11 protein-coding genes are annotated in these 15331 nt (G+C 67.0%); 4 read left to right on the forward strand and 7 right to left on the reverse strand.

Going from position 1 to position 15331, the window contains the following annotated elements:
• Nucleotides 1–11 precede the first annotated feature (11 nt).
• Nucleotides 12–2639, forward strand: a complete 2628-nt coding sequence (locus tag VH569_RS19980) for a putative bifunctional diguanylate cyclase/phosphodiesterase (RefSeq protein WP_423317284.1) — start codon at nucleotides 12–14, stop codon at nucleotides 2637–2639.
• Nucleotides 2640–2823: 184 nt separating this feature from the next.
• Here VH569_RS19980 and nhaA read toward each other — a convergent pair whose 3' ends face one another.
• Nucleotides 2824–4029, reverse strand: a complete 1206-nt coding sequence (nhaA, locus tag VH569_RS19985) for a Na+/H+ antiporter NhaA (protein WP_423317447.1) — start codon at nucleotides 4027–4029, stop codon at nucleotides 2824–2826.
• Nucleotides 4030–4593: 564 nt separating this feature from the next.
• Between nhaA and VH569_RS19990 the strand changes: the two genes are divergently transcribed.
• From VH569_RS19990 to VH569_RS20000, 3 genes are all read left to right on the forward strand, one after another.
• Complete coding sequence (locus VH569_RS19990; protein WP_423317449.1) at nucleotides 4594–4779, forward strand: type II toxin-antitoxin system ParD family antitoxin; 186 nt, start codon at nucleotides 4594–4596, stop codon at nucleotides 4777–4779.
• Between the two features lie 63 nt (nucleotides 4780–4842).
• A complete protein-coding gene (locus VH569_RS19995) occupies nucleotides 4843–8667 on the forward strand; it encodes a response regulator (RefSeq protein ID WP_423317285.1) in 3825 nt (1274 codons plus the stop codon).
• 251 nt (nucleotides 8668–8918) lie between these two features.
• A complete protein-coding gene (locus VH569_RS20000) occupies nucleotides 8919–9794 on the forward strand; it encodes a GGDEF domain-containing response regulator (RefSeq protein WP_423317287.1) in 876 nt (291 codons plus the stop codon).
• A 229-nt stretch (nucleotides 9795–10023) separates the two neighbouring features.
• Here the strand turns inward: VH569_RS20000 and VH569_RS20005 are convergent, their stop codons facing one another.
• The 6 genes from VH569_RS20005 to dapA form a co-directional block, all read right to left on the reverse strand.
• The gene (locus tag VH569_RS20005; RefSeq protein WP_423317289.1) at nucleotides 10024–10440 is read right to left on the reverse strand and encodes a DUF3830 family protein; all 417 of its coding nucleotides are present in this window, start codon (nucleotides 10438–10440) and stop codon (nucleotides 10024–10026) included.
• A gap of 47 nt (nucleotides 10441–10487) precedes the next feature.
• Nucleotides 10488–11912, reverse strand: coding sequence for a dihydropyrimidinase (hydA, locus tag VH569_RS20010; RefSeq protein WP_423317291.1), 1425 nt, complete (start codon nucleotides 11910–11912; stop codon nucleotides 10488–10490).
• A gap of 62 nt (nucleotides 11913–11974) precedes the next feature.
• Nucleotides 11975–12664, reverse strand: a complete 690-nt coding sequence (locus VH569_RS20015) for a GntR family transcriptional regulator (protein ID WP_423317293.1) — start codon at nucleotides 12662–12664, stop codon at nucleotides 11975–11977.
• Nucleotides 12665–12677: 13 nt separating this feature from the next.
• Nucleotides 12678–13373, reverse strand: coding sequence for an amino acid ABC transporter permease (locus VH569_RS20020; RefSeq protein ID WP_423317295.1), 696 nt, complete (start codon nucleotides 13371–13373; stop codon nucleotides 12678–12680).
• A gap of 79 nt (nucleotides 13374–13452) precedes the next feature.
• Complete coding sequence (locus tag VH569_RS20025; RefSeq protein WP_377811065.1) at nucleotides 13453–14283, reverse strand: ABC transporter substrate-binding protein; 831 nt, start codon at nucleotides 14281–14283, stop codon at nucleotides 13453–13455.
• 47 nt (nucleotides 14284–14330) lie between these two features.
• Complete coding sequence (gene dapA, locus VH569_RS20030; RefSeq protein WP_423317297.1) at nucleotides 14331–15224, reverse strand: 4-hydroxy-tetrahydrodipicolinate synthase; 894 nt, start codon at nucleotides 15222–15224, stop codon at nucleotides 14331–14333.
• Between the last annotated feature and the right edge of the window lie 107 nt (nucleotides 15225–15331).

The following is a 15331-nucleotide window of genomic DNA, read 5'->3' on the forward strand; positions in this document are numbered from 1 at the left end:
GGAAGACCGGGGTGACCGACATCGTCAGTGAAGAGTCCGGAGCCCTGCCCGGTGGCATGCATGACAGAGCAGGCCCCGGAAGCGGCTCCGGAACGGGCCGCCGGACCCTGACCATCGCCCGCTCGGCGCTGCTGCTGGCGGCGGCCCTGGTCGTCTGTCTGGCCGTGATGCTGGCGGTCGGGCTGCAACTGATGCAGGGCATGGACAGGGTGGCCGACGGCTGGCGCGATTACGACCTGCAGGCCGCCACCAAGTCGGACGCGCTGTCGGAGGTCCGCGGGCATCTCGGCCTGGGCGGCGTCATCGACCATTTCCGCGAGGGCGCGCAGGCCGGCACGGCAGGCCATGCGGCAGGCGACCATGCGGCGCTGGACCGCGCCCTGGCGCTGTCGCGGGCCAATCTTGCGATCTACCGCGACATCGTCACCCCCGGCGAGGACGAGGCGCGGGCCATCGCCGCCATCGCCGCCTTTCTCGACGCCATCCAGGTGCAGATGGAGGACCCGGCGGCGGCCATCCCGGCGGAGGCGTTCGACGCCTGCCGCCGCGACGCGGTCAGAGGGCTGGCGGCGCTGAACAGCCATTTGAGTGCGCAGCGTGCGCGGCTGACCGCCGCCACCCTGACCGACATCGAGGACCTGCAACGGCTGATGGCGGTCGGCGGCGGCATCATCGCCGCGCTGGTCCTGGCGTTGGCCGGGACCGCCGTGTGGTTCACCCGCAGCCGCATCGTCGGCCCGCTCGGCCGTCTGGTGGAGGACGCCCGCCGTCTGGCCCGCCGCGACCTCGACCGTCCGTTCCAGGGCTGGGGCCGGCGGCGTGAACCGGGCTTCCGGCGGGACGAGCTGGGCCTGCTCGGCCGCAGCCTGGAGGACAGCCGGACCGCCCTGCGCGACCTGTTCGCCGCCATCGAGGAGAAGACACGCCGGTTGGGCGAGAGCGAACGCCGCTATGCCATGGCCGCCGCCGCGACCAACGACGGGCTGTGGGACTGGGACCTGGAGAGCGGAGACTTCTACCTGTCGGCCCGCCTGCGCCAGATGCTTCATCTGCCGGCCGACAGCGGCGATCCCGGCCTCGCCGCCCTGCTGGCCCACATCCATCCCGACGACCGGCATGCCGTGCTCGCCGCGATCCGTCAGGGCGAGCATGGGGCGGACGGCGCCAGCTTCGACGTGGAGTTCCGCGTCCTGCCGCCCAACCCGAAGCCGGATGGTCCAACGCCGGAGGACGCCACCCGCTGGCTGCATCTGCACGGCATCGTCGCCGCCGGTCCGGACGGCCGGTCGGCGCGGCTGGCCGGCTCCGCCGCCGATGTCAGCGACCGCAAATCCTACGAGGCTCGGCTGGTCCATCAGGCCACCCACGATTTCCTGACCGGTCTGCCCAACCGCGCTTATCTGATCCACTGGCTGCGCGGGAGCCGGGCAGCGGAGGGTATCGGCCGCAGCGACCTGGCGCTGCTGTTCCTCGATCTCGACGGCTTCAAGGTGGTCAACGACAGCCTGGGCCATGCGGTGGGCGACCGCGTGCTGGTCGCGACGGCGGAGCGGATCGCCGGCCTGATGGAGGCAGGGGAGTTCGTCGTCCGGCTGGGCGGCGACGAATTCGTCGTCGCGGTCCCGTCCGGGCGGGAGGCGGCGATCGCCCGCGCCCAGGGGCTGGAGACCGCCTTCCAGCGCCCGCTCTGCGTCGGCGGCATGGAACTGCGGGTCGGACTCAGCATCGGGCTGGCGGTCGACGACGGCACCAGCGACGATCCCGATGGCCTGCTGCGCGACGCCGACATCGCGCTCTACCGTGCCAAGGAGCATGGCAAGGGGCGGACCGTGCTGTTCGACGCCTCCCTGCGCGAGGCGATCCTGATCCGCAGCCGCCTGCAACGCGATCTGACCCCGTCGCTGGAGGCCGGCGACATCTTCCTGGTCTATCAGCCGATCGTCTCGCTTCCCGACGGCCGGCTCACCGGGTTCGAGGCGCTGGTGCGCTGGCGCCACCCCGACCTCGGTCCGGTCAGCCCGGCCCAGTTCATCCCGATCGCCGAGGAGACCGGCCAGATCCTGCCTCTCGGCCGCCATGTGCTGGAACGGGCGGTGGAGCAGCTCGGCCGCTGGCGCCGGATGGCCGGGGGTGCCGCCCTGACCGTCAACGTCAACCTGTCGGCCCGCCAGATGTGGGACGAACGCTATGTCGACGACATGCTGGCGTTTCTGGCCGGCGGCCGTGCCGACGGATTGAAGGTCGAGGTGACGGAGAGCATGACCGTCGCCGACCATGATCAGGCCCGCGCCATCCTGGAACGCTTTCATGCGCTGGGCGTGGCGCTGTGCATGGATGATTTCGGCACCGGCTATTCCTCGCTGTCGCACCTCGGCAGCCTGCCCTTCGATATCGTGAAGATCGACAAGAGCTTCGTCAGCGCGCTCGGCAGCGATCCCAGGCAGGAATCGCTGCTGCGCGGCATCGTCGAGCTGGCCCACCGCATCGGGCTGGAGGTCGTCGCCGAAGGGGTCGAGACCGAAGAGGAGCGGGCGGTCCTGACCCGGATCGGCTGCGACTATGCTCAAGGCTACCTGTTCGCCCGCCCGCTGTCCGTGGCCGACGCCGAGGCGCTGCTGCTTGCCGCCGGCCGACCTTGATTGGTCCATCCGAGCCGCAAGCTCCTTCGACATGGTGCTTCCAGGTTCCGCGTCTGCAAACACGCCACGGCGCGGAACGGTCCGACCGGGGTGAGCGTGGATCACGTCTTCCGGAATTGAGGCATGAACGGCACTCCACCGTCCGCGATGGAGGAACCGGCGATGACACGGGTCAGGAATGGGGTTACGAGTGTCCTGGAACCGGCCGTTTCTCCGGCTGTGCGTAGCGAAGCAGCAGGGCTCCGGCGGTTGCCGAGAGGAGCGAGCCGGCGAAGACCCCGACCTTGACCGCATCCCCAAGCTCCGGCGCGGTTGGGAAGGCCAGGGCGCCGATGAACAGGCTCATGGTGAAGCCGATGCCGCACAGCAGCGCCACGCCGAAAAGCTGGGTCGTCGAGGCTCCCGCCGGCATGTCGGCGAAGCCGAGCCGGACGGTGATCCAGGCAGTGCCGAACACGCCGACCATCTTGCCCGCAAACAGGCCGAACGCGATGCCCAGCGGCAGCGAGCCGGTCAGGATCGAGCCATCCATGCCGGCGAAGGACACGCCGGCGTTGGCGAAGCCGAAGAGGGGGACGATGAGGAAGGCGACCCAACCATGGATGCCGTGCTCCAGCCGGTGCAGCGGGGATTGCATGTCGTCCGGCCGGCCGGGCGCGGGGCGAAGCGGAATGGTCAGCGCCAGGACGACGCCGGCCAGCGTCGCGTGGATGCCGGAAAGCAGCACGGCTCCCCACAGCCCGACGCCCAGGATCAGGTAGAGCCAGAGCCTTTCGACGCCGGACCGGTTCAGCAGAACCAGGGCGGTCAGGATGGCCGCCGCGCCGCCGAGCGCCGGCAACGACAGGTCGGCCGTGTAGAACAGCGCGATGATGAGGACGGCGCCGAGGTCGTCGATGATGGCGAGCGCCGTCAGGAAGATCTTCAGTGATGTCGGGACCCGCGGCCCCAGCAGGGACAGCACGCCCAGGGCGAAGGCGATGTCCGTTGCGGTGGGAATGGCCCAACCGCTCATGGTGTCGGGATTTCCACGGTTGAAGGCTGTGTAGATGAGAGCCGGAAACAGCATGCCGCCCGCCGCCGCCAAGCCGGGCAGGATGCGGCGGGGCCAGGTGGAGAGCTGGCCGTCCAGCATCTCGCGTTTGATCTCCAGACCGACAAGCAGGAAGAAGACCGCCATCAGCCCATCATTGATCCAGTGACCGACGCTCAGGCCAAGAAAGTAAGCATGGAGACTTCGGAAATAGATATCGGACAATGGAGAATTTGCAACGGCAAGAGCCGCCGCGGCAGCTCCCATCAAAAGCAAACCACCAGACGCTTCGCTTTCCAGAAATTCCCGGAACACGGAAAGGGGCCGGTTGCGACTGTCGGCTTTCCTATTTGTCATATATCCAGTTCTCCAGACAATGGTCTCAGCGACTATTACCACAGTGAGGAGATCGAGGCGTCCGAAAACGATCTGTTGCTGAATATATAGGCGTTGGCCTTGAGGTGCCCGTGCGCTTCCCGGTTGTCGGTGGCAGGGTCGGAAGCGGCTGGCGATGCGTTGCAGAGGGGGATGCCGTGGGTTGTGGACCGGGCGTTCCAGCGAAGGAGGACAGCATTGGAACCGTCTCAGCCACTGCGCTCCTTCTCCGGCATCGCACAAAAACAGCAACCGGACCAAGGAATGCCGGAATGCAATCTGGAGCTTGGCAATTCGATGCGGCCAGCCTGCATGGAAAAATGTCCCCGGAAACTGGCGATGCCCAATGGGTGATTTCCCGATGCTTATTATCCTATGTTATTGCAGGGGCGTTTTTTTCTCCGAGATGCGCTCGATATAGGACACGGAATGGGTTTATTCGATTTGCATAGGGCTAAATTCATAGTTTTATTTCTGTAATCTGTGTCACACCTTGACATGCGACCACGAGTAGCTTTCGATGGGACCATGCCATTTCGTAAAACCATGAATGTCTCGCTCACTCCGGAGCTGGAGCGCTTTGTCGTCGGACGCGTCGCCACCGGCCGCTATGGCAGCGCCAGCGAAGTGGTCCGCGCCGCGTTGCGCTTGCTGGAGCGGGACGAATGCGTCATGTCGCGCCGTCCTGCCCCCGTGGATCGGGACTCTGCGCGCCAAGCCTCTCACGCGTGACGCCGTTCCTGCCGAGGCGGCGCTTGTACCGCTTTTCGTCCACAGTGATCGCTCGGGGCCTCCGTGACCGCAGACACCAGCCGCGCCTTCCTGAACGGTCCCGGAGACATGGCCGCCCTGATGCGTGCCAAGGATTGGGCGGCAACGCCGTTCGGCCCGGTCGAGACATGGTCTCCCGCCCTGCGTTCGGCCATCGGCATCTGTCTCGGCTCGCGTTTCCCCATCGTCCTTTACTGGGGGCCGACGCGGGCTCTGATCTACAACGACGCCTGGAGCCCGGTGCCGGGGAACAAGCATCCCTGGGCTCTCGGCCGCCCCGGCCGGGAGGTGTGGGCGGAGATCTGGGACATCATCGGCCCGATGTTCGACCATGTCATGACCGCAGGCGAGGCGACGTGGTCCGAGGATCAGCTGCTACCGCTGAACCGCTTCGGCTATGTCGAGGAATGCTATTTCTATTACAGCTACAGCCCGGTGCGGGGCGAGGACGGCCGCGTCGAGGGAATCTTCACCGCCGTGACCGAAACCACCCAGCGGGTGCTGGCCGAGCGGCGAGAGCGCCTGCTGCGCGGTGTGTCGGAAGCAACCTCGCGCGCCCGTTCGGCGGCCGAGGCATGCAAGGCCGCGGTCGGATGCCTTGTCACCTTGCCGGAAGAATCGCCGTTCGCGCTCGCCTATCTGCGGGACGCCTCCAGCGGAGCGTTGCAGCGTGTCGCCAGCGAGGGATTGCCGCCCGGCGGCGATCTGGCGCCGGAACGGACTTTGCCGGACTGCAACCCGACCCCCTGGCCGTTCGCCGAAGCCCTGGCGACCGGAGCGCCGGTGACGGTCGAGGGATTGACGCTCCGCTGTCCCGGCCGCCTGCCGGGCACGCCCTGGCCCGAGGCGGTCGAGCAGGCGCTCGTCGTGCCGATCCTCAGCGCGCGCGCCGACGCGCCGCACGGCTTCCTGGTCACCGGGATCAGCCCACGCCGGCGCATCGATGCGCCCTATGTCACCCTGTTCGAGCGGGCCGCCGGCCATATCGCCACCGCGATCACCAACGCCGAGGCCTATGAGGAAGAACGACGCCGCGCCGAAATGCTGGCGGAACTCGACCGCGCCAAGACGGCTTTCTTTTCCAACGCCAGCCACGAGTTCCGCACGCCGCTGACCCTGATGCTCGGGCCGGTGGAAGACATGCTTCAGCGCTCTCCGGCGGAAGACCGGGCGGCGGTTCCGGTCGAACGGGATGCGCTGGAACTGGTCCACCGCAACGGACAGCGCCTGTTGCGGCTGGTCAACGCCTTGCTCGACGTCTCGCGCATCGAGGCCGGCCGGATGAAGGCCCGCTTCGAGCCTGTCGATCTGGCGGCTTTCACCGCCGAACTGGCCAGCAGCTTCCGCTCGGCCATGGACCGGGCCGGGCTGGATTACCGCATCGATTGCCCGCCTCTGCCGGAGCCGGTCTGGATCGACCGCGACCTGTGGGAGAAGATCGTTCTCAACCTCATATCCAACGCCTTCAAGTATACCCTGAGCGGTGGCGTTGCGGTGGCGGTCCAGCCGGTCGGCGAGAGGGCCGTGCTGACCGTGCGCGACACGGGCGTCGGCATCCCGGCCGAGGAACAGCCCCGCGTGTTCGACCGCTTCCATCGCATCGAAGGCCAGAGCGGGCGCACCCATGAGGGCACCGGGATCGGTCTGGCCCTGGTGAAGGATCTGACCCAGCTTCACGGCGGCACCGTTGCGCTCGACAGCGATGTCGGCCGAGGCTCCACCTTCACCGTCACGCTTCCCTTCGGCAACGCGCATGTTCCCGCAACGGAAAGACCGGCCGGGCCGATACCGGCCTCCACCGCGACCCGCGCCGACGCTTTCGTCGCCGAGGCTCTGCACTGGTTGCCCCAGGAGCAGGGAGAGCAGTCCGCGCCCGCGTTGGTCGACGGTGCGTCCAGCGGACCGGCACCGGAGCGGATGCGGAACGCGACCATTCTGCTGGCGGACGACAACGCCGACATGCGCAGCTATGTCGAGCGGCTGCTGACCGCTGCCGGCTATCGGGTCGAAACGGTCGGTGACGGGGTCGCCGCCGTCGAGACGGCAAAGGCGGCGCCGCCGGATCTGGTGCTGTCCGACGTCATGATGCCGCACCTGGATGGCTTCGGCGTGATCGCCGCGTTGCGCGGGCATCCCCACACCAGGGATTTGCCGATCATCCTGCTGTCGGCCCGGGCCGGCGAGGAATCCTCGATCGAGGGGCTGCAGGCCGGAGCCGACGATTATCTGGTCAAGCCCTTCAGTGCCCGAGAACTGTTGGCCCGCGTCGAAGGTGCGCTGCGCTTGGCGGAACTGCGTCGGGAGACGGCCGAACAGCTGCGCCAAGCCAACGAGGCGCTGGAGCGCCGCGTCGAGGAGCGCACCCGGGAGCGTGACCGCTTCTGGCGGCTGTCCCGCGATCCTTTTCTCGTCGCCGACCGGGAGGGCCGCTGGCTGAGCGCCAGCCCGGCCTGGACCGAAATCCTCGGCTGGACCGAGGCGGAGATGCTCGGCCGCACGTCGGAGTGGATGGAGCATCCCGACGATTGCGACAAGACGCGCAGGGAGGTGCGCAAGCTGGCCGGTGGCGGCAGCACGTTTCGCTTCGAGAACCGCTTCCGCACGCGGGGCGGGCACTATCGCGACTTCGCCTGGACTGCCACTCCGGCGGATGAGTTGATGTTCTGCGTGGCCCGCGACGTGACCGAAGAGAAGGAGCGGGCGGCGACGCTCAGGAAGACCGAAGAACAGCTGCGCCAGTCGCAGAAGATGGAAGCGGTCGGCCAACTGACCGGCGGCATGGCGCATGACTTCAACAACCTGCTCCAGGCGATGTCCAGCTGCCTCCAGCTGGTGAGCCGGCGGGTCGGCCATGCCCCGGAGGTGGAGCCTATCCTCGACGCGGGACGTCAGGCGGTCGACCGCGGCGCCAGTCTGATCCGGCAGCTGATGGCGTTTTCCCGTCGCCAGAGCCTGCAGCCGGAGGCATTCGATGTGCGCGACCGTCTGCTCGGCCTGCGCCTGTTTCTCGACCGGGCTCTGCGCGCCGACATCGGGCTGGAATTCGCGCTTCAGGGCGGGCTGTGGCCGGTGATGGCCGACCCGGTGCAGTTCGACCTGGCGGTGCTGAACCTTGCCACCAACGCCCGCGACGCCATCGATGCGGATGGGGCGGTGGTGGTCGGGGCGGATAACGTGGTGCTGGATGGAATGGACGGTTTGTCGGGAGAATTCCTGAAGGTGTTTGTGCGGGACAGCGGTCGCGGCATCGCGCCCGACGCCCTTGGCAGGGTGTTCGAACCCTTCTTCACCACCAAGGCGGTGGGCAAGGGCACCGGACTGGGCCTGGCGCAGGTCTACGGCTTCTGCCGGCAGTCCGGTGGCACCGCGACCGTGGAGAGTGTCGAAGGCAAGGGCACCGTCGTGTCCCTGCTGCTGCCCCGCGCCGAAGCGACGGTGGCATCGGAGACGCCGAACGCGCCGCCGGTTCTGCCGTCGGCCGCCGACATCCATGTTCTGCTGGTCGAGGACGACCCGGTGGTGGCGCCGGTGGTGACCGCAGCCCTGGAGGATCTTGGCTATCGGGTGACCCGCGCGGCCACCGGCGAGGAGGCGCTGCGCCGGCTGGAAGAGGCGGCGGTCGATCTTCTGTTCAGCGACGTCGTCATGCCCGGTTCGATCAACGGCGTCGCTCTGGCACAGGAGGCGCGGCAACGCTGGCCGGACCTCGGCATCCTGCTGACCACAGGCTACAGCGAGGATCTGGCGGCGACGAAGTCCGTGCGGGTTCTGTCCAAGCCTTACCGGATCGAGGACTTGGCACACGCCATCCAGGAGGAGCTGGAAGACGGTGCGAGGCGCCGAGGCTGAATCCGGTTTCGGCAGTCGATGGGAAGGGATGGCCGATCGCAATGGCCGTCCGGGGAAGCCGTGGCGTCGCCTTGGCCGGCACGGAGGAAGGACCGCTCCGCCGGATACGCTTCCCCGTCATCGGCTCCGTCCTTTTCCCTTGTGATCGATCGCACGTTCCGGTTGCTTCATGCCGCGTTAACGGTCTCGTGTCATTGTCGATCCATGTATTATTAGCCAGAGATCAAAGCACTTCATTGGGCGAGACTTATATGCGCGTCTTGATTGCAGATGACACTATCGTTATGCGCATGATGTTGTCGCATTGTGTTGAAGAGATGGGGTTTACTCCAGTTGTTGCACAGGATGGTGCGGAAGCGCTGCAGCTTGCTTTCCATGGTGGCTTCGATATTGCGATCCTGGACTGGGAGATGCCGAAGCTGACCGGAATGGAAGTCATCCGGCAATTGAAGGAACATCCAAGAACGAGCTACGGGCATCTGATCCTGGTGACTGGCCGTGACGACCAGAGCAGCCTGATCCAGGCGTTGAACGGTGGTGCCGATGATTTCATTCGCAAGCCTTTGATCCCGGCGGAGCTTATCGCACGTCTTCGTGCGGGCGCTCGGATCGTGGAAATGCGCAACCGGATCATTCGCTTGGCAGAGACCGATTCATTGACTGGCGCGATCAACCGACGTTGCTTCCTGGAGCGTGCACGGATCGCTGTCGGCGAGGCCGATCGGCATCAGCGCTCGTTGTCGATCCTGTTGCTGGATATCGACCACTTCAAATCGGTCAACGATACCTGGGGTCATGCAGGCGGCGATGTGGCGTTGACGCGTTTTGTCGAAGCCTGCGAGACATCCCTACGCCCGAACGATCTGCTCGGTCGGTTTGGCGGCGAAGAATTCGCTGTGCTGTTGCCGGAGACGAACCCCTACGTCGCGGTCACCATCGCCGATCGCGTTCGTGCGGCGATTGAGACGACAAACATCGATCACAATGGCTCCACCTTTCGGATCACTGCCAGCATAGGGATTTCCGGGATCGGAACCGATGGCCTGGACGCCGCGCTCTCAAGAGCCGATGCCGCATTGTACGCCGCCAAACGGACGGGGCGGAACCGGGTCGAACTTGCACGTTAATTGATCGATTTTCTTGATTGAACCGCCCCGGATTTCCTGGGGACGGTTTGTGTTGAGTCACGCCGCCATGGCGTCGGCCTCGGGCTCGACTACACGCTTGGCCGGAGCCTGCAGGGCGGGCTGAGCGTCGGCGTCGCCCTGACGGACGGGCCGGAGACGGACCGCGGCACCGTCACCGCCCAGGCCCGGCTGCTGATGTCGTTCTGACCGCCAATGCCCTCTGGCCGCGTCAGCGGGCCAGTTCGAAGCGGATCGGCTGCGCGCCCTGCCACAGGGTGCGCTTGCCGAGTTCCGCCAGGTTCTCCAGCCCGTCGGTGATGGTGATGAAGTGGTTGCCGGCGAGCTGGCCCATCTTGCTGGAGAACTGGACGCCGCCATAGGCCAGCAGGATCTCGGTCTCGCTGATGCCGCCCGGATAGAGGATGAACTGGCCCGGCGCCGGGTGGCTGGTGTGGTTCTCGTAGCCGAGGCCGAAATCGGTGTCGCCCAGCGGAATCCACACCCCTTCGCCGCTCCAGCGGACATGGACGATCTGGCCCTCGTAGGGCAGCAGGCTGCGGAACTTGGCGCAGGTCTTCGGCGCGGCGGCCGTCTCGAAGCGGGCGCCGAAGGTGAAGGGGCCAGCGGTGATGGTCAGGGTGTCCATGGTCGGTGATCCTCGTGTCTGAAATTCAGGAAAGGGCAGTCGTCTCTTCAGGCGGCGCCGACCTTCGGCCGTGCCAGATCCGGCGTGTCGCAGCGCAGGAAGGCGCCGCGGCCGGGCTGGGCCACACAGGCGCCGCCCTCCACCACCACCTCGCCGCGCGACAGCACGGTCTCCGGCCAGCCGGTCACCTCCAGCCCCTCGTAGGGGGTGTAGTCGACATTGTGGTGCAGCATGGCGTTGGTGATGGTGACTTTGCGGTCCGGATCGTAGATGACGATGTCGGCATCGGCGCCGATGGCGAGGCTGCCCTTGCGTGGGTGCAGGCCGTACATCTTGGCCGGGTTGGTCGAGGACAGCTCGACGAAGCGCTGGAGGCTGATGCGGCCCTTCTTCACCCCTTCGGAGAACAGGATCGGCAGCCGTGTCTCGATGCCCGGCACGCCGTTGGGGATCCAGTTGAAGGGCGTGTCGGCGCCGTGCAGCATCTTGCCCTTGGGGTCCTGGTAGCGGAAGGGCGCGTGGTCGGACGACACGATGTGGAAGGTGCCGCCGGCCAGCGCGTCCCAGACCGCCGCCTGGTTGGCCTTGTCGCGCGGAGGCGGCGAGCAGATGCACTTGGCCCCCTCCATGCCGTGGCCGTGCAGGTCGTGCTCGGTCAGCACCATGTATTGCGGGCAGGTCTCGGCGTAGATGCGCATGCCGCGGCCCTGCGCCCAGTGGATCTGCTCGATGGCCTCGCGGCCGGAGACATGGACGATCAGGATCGGCACGTCGGCCAGCTCGGCCATGGCGATGGCGCGGTGGGTCGCCTCGCGCTCCACCAGCATCGGCCGGGAATCGGCGTGGTAGCGCGGCGCGGTGTGGCCGGCGGCGAGCAGCTTGTCGGTCAGCCAGCCGATGAAGTCGGCGTTCTCGGCGTGGATCATCGCCATGGCGCCGTCGCGCCGGGCGACGCTGAGCAGCTCCAGCACCTGCCGGTCGTTCAGCTTCATGTCGTCGTAGGTCATGTAGATCTTGAACGACGTGTAGCCGTCATGGATCAGCGCCGGCAGATCCTGGCCCAGCAGCTGGTCGGTCGGGTCGCTGACGATGAGGTGGAAGGCGTAGTCGATCACCGCCTTGCCGTCGGCGCGGCGGTGGTAGTCGGTCACCGCGTCGCGCAGCGACTGGCCCTTGAACTGGCAGGCGAAGGGGATGACCGTGGTGGTGCCGCCGTAGGCCGCCGAGCGCGTGCCGGTCTCGAAATCGTCGGCCGACTGCGAGCCGTCGCTGGTCGGCTGGTCGAGGTGGCAATGGCCGTCGACGCCGCCGGGCATCACCAGCCTGCCGGTCGCGTCGATCTCGCGCGCTCCCGGCCCCAGCCCGGCCCCGATGGCGGCGATGCGGCCGCCGATCACGCCGAGGTCGGCGGCGAACACGTCGGACGCGGTGGCCAGCGTGCCGTTGCGGATTACGGTGTCGAACTGCGGCATGGAACTCTCCCTCGGTCCCGAAGGACGGGTCTTGCGGTTGCCGGGATCACAAAAAACCGGAATTACAGGAAATAGCCGCCCGGATTGGCCTCGGCGGCGATGGCGCGGCGGGCGTCGTCCTGGAGGTTGCGCAGATGCGCCAGCATGGCGGCCTTGGCGGCGGCAGCGTCCCGCCGCTCCACCGCGTCCAGCACCGCCCGGTGCTCCGTGTCGATCTCGCCCTTGCGGTGGAAGCTGCTGGAGATGCGGAACAGCCGGGCGACCACCCGCATGCGCGTGATGGTCTCGGCCAGCGTCGCGTTGCCGCTGACATGGGCGAAGAAGCTGTGGAAATGGTTGTCGTAGAGCCAGTGCTGCATGTCGTCCTCGCCGTCCTCCAGCGCCTCGAGCCCGCGCCGCAGCCCGGCCAGATCGGCGTCGCCGACCAGCGGCACCGCGGTCTCGATGGCGTGGCACTCCAGCAGCTCGCGCATCTGCATGCATTCGAAGAACTCGCGGGCCGAGACGATGCGGACGCGGTAGCTGCGCTCGCTGGTGCGCTCCAGCAGCCCCTCGCCGACCAGCCGGACCAGCGCCTCGCGCATCGGCGTGCGCGACACGTTCAGCCGCTCGGCCAGCCGCCCCTCCGGCACCTCGGCGCCGCCGGGGATCTCGCGGCTGAGGATCAGCTCGCGCAGATGCGCGAAGGCGCGGTCGCCAAGGTTGGCGGTCCGGGAGGATGGCGGGAAGGCCGGGGGGAGAGGGGGACTCATGGCCGAGCGCCCTTCACTGGCCGTCGACGATGGCGATGTTGCGGTAGGCGCGGCCGAAATGACGCTCGATGCGGCGCTGGACGATGTCCCACAGCGAGGTCATCAGCAGGTAGTAGAGGGCGGCCACCGTGAACAGCTCCAGCACCATGAAGCGCTCCTGGATGAGCAGCTGGGTGCTGCGCAGCAGCTCCTCCATCGAGATGACCGAGGTCACCGAGGTCGTCTTCAGCAGCCCGTTCACGCTGTTGCCGAGTGCGGGAATGATGATGCGGACGGCCTGCGGCAGCACGATGTAGGCCATCACCTGGGCCGAATTCAGGCCGAGCGCCCGGCCGGCGTTGCTCTGCCCGGCGGCGACGCCGAGGATGCCGCCGCGGATGATCTCGGCCAGATAGGCGGCCTCGTTGAGGATCAGGCCGATCAGCGCCGATTCCGTCACCGACAGCTTGATGCCGATCTGCGGCAGGCCGGTGTAGATGATGATGAGCTGGACCAGCAGCGGCGTGCCGCGGAACACCCAGATGTAGGTCTGCGCCACCCGCGCGACCCAGCGATAGGGCGACAGCCGCAGCAGCCCCAGCACGCAGCCGACCACGAGGCCGCCGGCGATGCCCGCCAGCGTCAGCCACAGGGTGGTGATCGCTCCGCTGAACAGGTACCCGTTGAACAGGTACTCGAAGAAACCGTCCCAGTTCCAGCCGCTGGTCATTCTGTCACCCTTTCACTCTTGTCCGATGCGCGGGCGGCGGCGGGGGACAAGCCCGCTGCCGCCGCCCGCGTTACGCGTCTCACATGCCGGGGCCGTTGACCTTGAAGGCGCCGTCGTTGGGCAGCAGGCCGTATTCGTCCATCAGCTTCTTGTACGAACCGTCCTTCTGCATGTCGTTGAGGACGCCCACCACGGCCTCGCTCAGCGTCTTGCTCTTCATCGCCAGGGCGACCGGGGTCGGGAACAGGCCGTGCAGGGCGCGCTCGAAATCGCCGCGCTTGGCGTATTCGGCCGCCGTCGGGTCGATGGCCACCGACGCCTCGGTCTGGCCGGCGCGCAGCGCCTGATAGGCCGTGGCGAAATTGTCGAAGGTCTTGATCTCGATCGGCTTCAGACCCTTGGCGACCACCATCTTGTCGAGTTCGCGCAGCTTGCGCTCCTCGAAGCCGCCCAGCTCGACGCCGACCGGACGGCCCGACAGATCCTCCGGCTTGGCGATCTTCAGCGGGTTGCCCTTGGTCACCGAGATGCTGATCGCCTGCGATTCATAATTGATCATCGGCATCATCTTGGCCCGTTCCTCGGTCCAGAAGATGCCGGTGTTGATCAGGTCCCAGCGGCCGGCCTGGAGGCCGGGGATCATCGCCGAGAACTCGATGCGGACATATTCCGGCGTCAGGCACAGGCGCTTGGCGATCTCGTTGCCCAGCGTGATGCGCATGCCCTTCAACTGGCCGCTGCTGTCGACGAACTGCATCGGCGGCAGGGTCGGGTTGGTCGACATCACCAGCGTGCCGGGCTTGACCAGCTCGGAATCGGCGACCGCCGGCTTGCAGGCGGCGGTTTGGGCGGCGGCAGGAAGGGCGAACAGGGTCAGGCCGGCGGCGATCAGCAGCGTGCGAATGGTCATCGTAAACCCCTTCTCTCGTGTTCGGATCTTGGATTCGGGCGAAGCGATCAGGCGAGGGAATCGATCAGGCCGTAGGCCGCCAGATCGGCGCGCAGGGCCAGGGCGTCGGCCTCCGGCAGCGGCAGGCGCGGCGCGCGGGGGTCGCCGACCGGCAGTCCCATCATGCCCAGCCCGGTCTTGGAGGCGGCGACGTAGCGGTGGCCGCCGACCCAGCGGACGATGGGCAGCATCTTCTTGTAGAGCGCCAGCGCCTGATCCTTGTCGCCATGGTCGGCCACCAGATCGAACAGCCGGGCGGAATCGCGCGGGATCAGGTTGGAGCAGACGGCGACCCAGCCCTGGGCGCCGAGCCAGAAGGATTCGTAGCCGAGGATGCCGGCGAACACCGTCATGCGGTCGCCGCACAGCTCGATGATGTCGCGGACCCGCGTCACCTCCAGCGTCGATTCCTTGATGTAGAGGACGTTGTCGATCTCGCTGAGCCGCGCGACGATGGGCGGGGTGAGATCGACGTTGGCGGTCGCCGGGTTGTTGTAGATCATCACCGGCAGCGAGATCGCCTCGCCGATGCGGCGGTAATGCTCGAACAGCTCGTCGGGCGTCGGCGAGCTGTAGTAGGGCGGGATCACCATCACCCCGTCGGCGCCCATGCTTTCCGCTTCCTTGGCCAGCGCGACGGCGTCGCGCGTCCATTCGGCGCCGGTGCCGATCAGCACGGGCACGCGGCCCGCCGATTCCTGGACGCAGATCTCGATGACCTGCGCCCGCTCCTCCGGGGTCATCGACAGGAACTCGCCGGTGCTGCCGAGCGGGATCAGCCCGTGGATGCCCTGCTCGATCTGCCAGTTCACCAGCTTCTTCAAGGCCGGAACATCCACCGCGCCGCCATCGGCGGTGAAGGGGGTGATGAGGACCGTGTAGGTGCCGCGCAATGCCGTCATGGGTTCCCCCAAGCTCCTGCCTAATTTTTGACCTTGCCTAAATACTACTCGTATACTACCTGTATACAGGAATCCAGCGCTAATTGACGCAGCCTCGAAAAGCGCTT

The sequence above is a fragment of the Azospirillum sp. 11R-A genome, from assembly GCF_049472615.1.
GTDB lineage: Bacteria > Pseudomonadota > Alphaproteobacteria > Azospirillales > Azospirillaceae > Azospirillum > Azospirillum palustre.

Excerpts from the sequence above, each read along its gene's own strand:
- VH569_RS20005 (WP_423317289.1), bottom strand. The coding sequence starts at position 10,440 with ATGGACACCCTGACCATCACCGCTGGCCCCTTCACCTTCGGCGCCCGC.
- dapA (WP_423317297.1), bottom strand. The coding sequence starts at position 15,224 with ATGACGGCATTGCGCGGCACCTACACGGTCCTCATCACCCCCTTCACC.
- VH569_RS20015 (WP_423317293.1), bottom strand. The coding sequence starts at position 12,664 with ATGAGTCCCCCTCTCCCCCCGGCCTTCCCGCCATCCTCCCGGACCGCC.
- VH569_RS20025 (WP_377811065.1), bottom strand. The coding sequence starts at position 14,283 with ATGACCATTCGCACGCTGCTGATCGCCGCCGGCCTGACCCTGTTCGCC.
- VH569_RS19990 (WP_423317449.1), top strand. The coding sequence starts at position 4,594 with ATGAATGTCTCGCTCACTCCGGAGCTGGAGCGCTTTGTCGTCGGACGC.
- nhaA (WP_423317447.1), bottom strand. The coding sequence starts at position 4,029 with ATGACAAATAGGAAAGCCGACAGTCGCAACCGGCCCCTTTCCGTGTTC.
- hydA (WP_423317291.1), bottom strand. The coding sequence starts at position 11,912 with ATGCCGCAGTTCGACACCGTAATCCGCAACGGCACGCTGGCCACCGCG.
- VH569_RS20020 (WP_423317295.1), bottom strand. The coding sequence starts at position 13,373 with ATGACCAGCGGCTGGAACTGGGACGGTTTCTTCGAGTACCTGTTCAAC.
- VH569_RS20000 (WP_423317287.1), top strand. The coding sequence starts at position 8,919 with ATGCGCGTCTTGATTGCAGATGACACTATCGTTATGCGCATGATGTTG.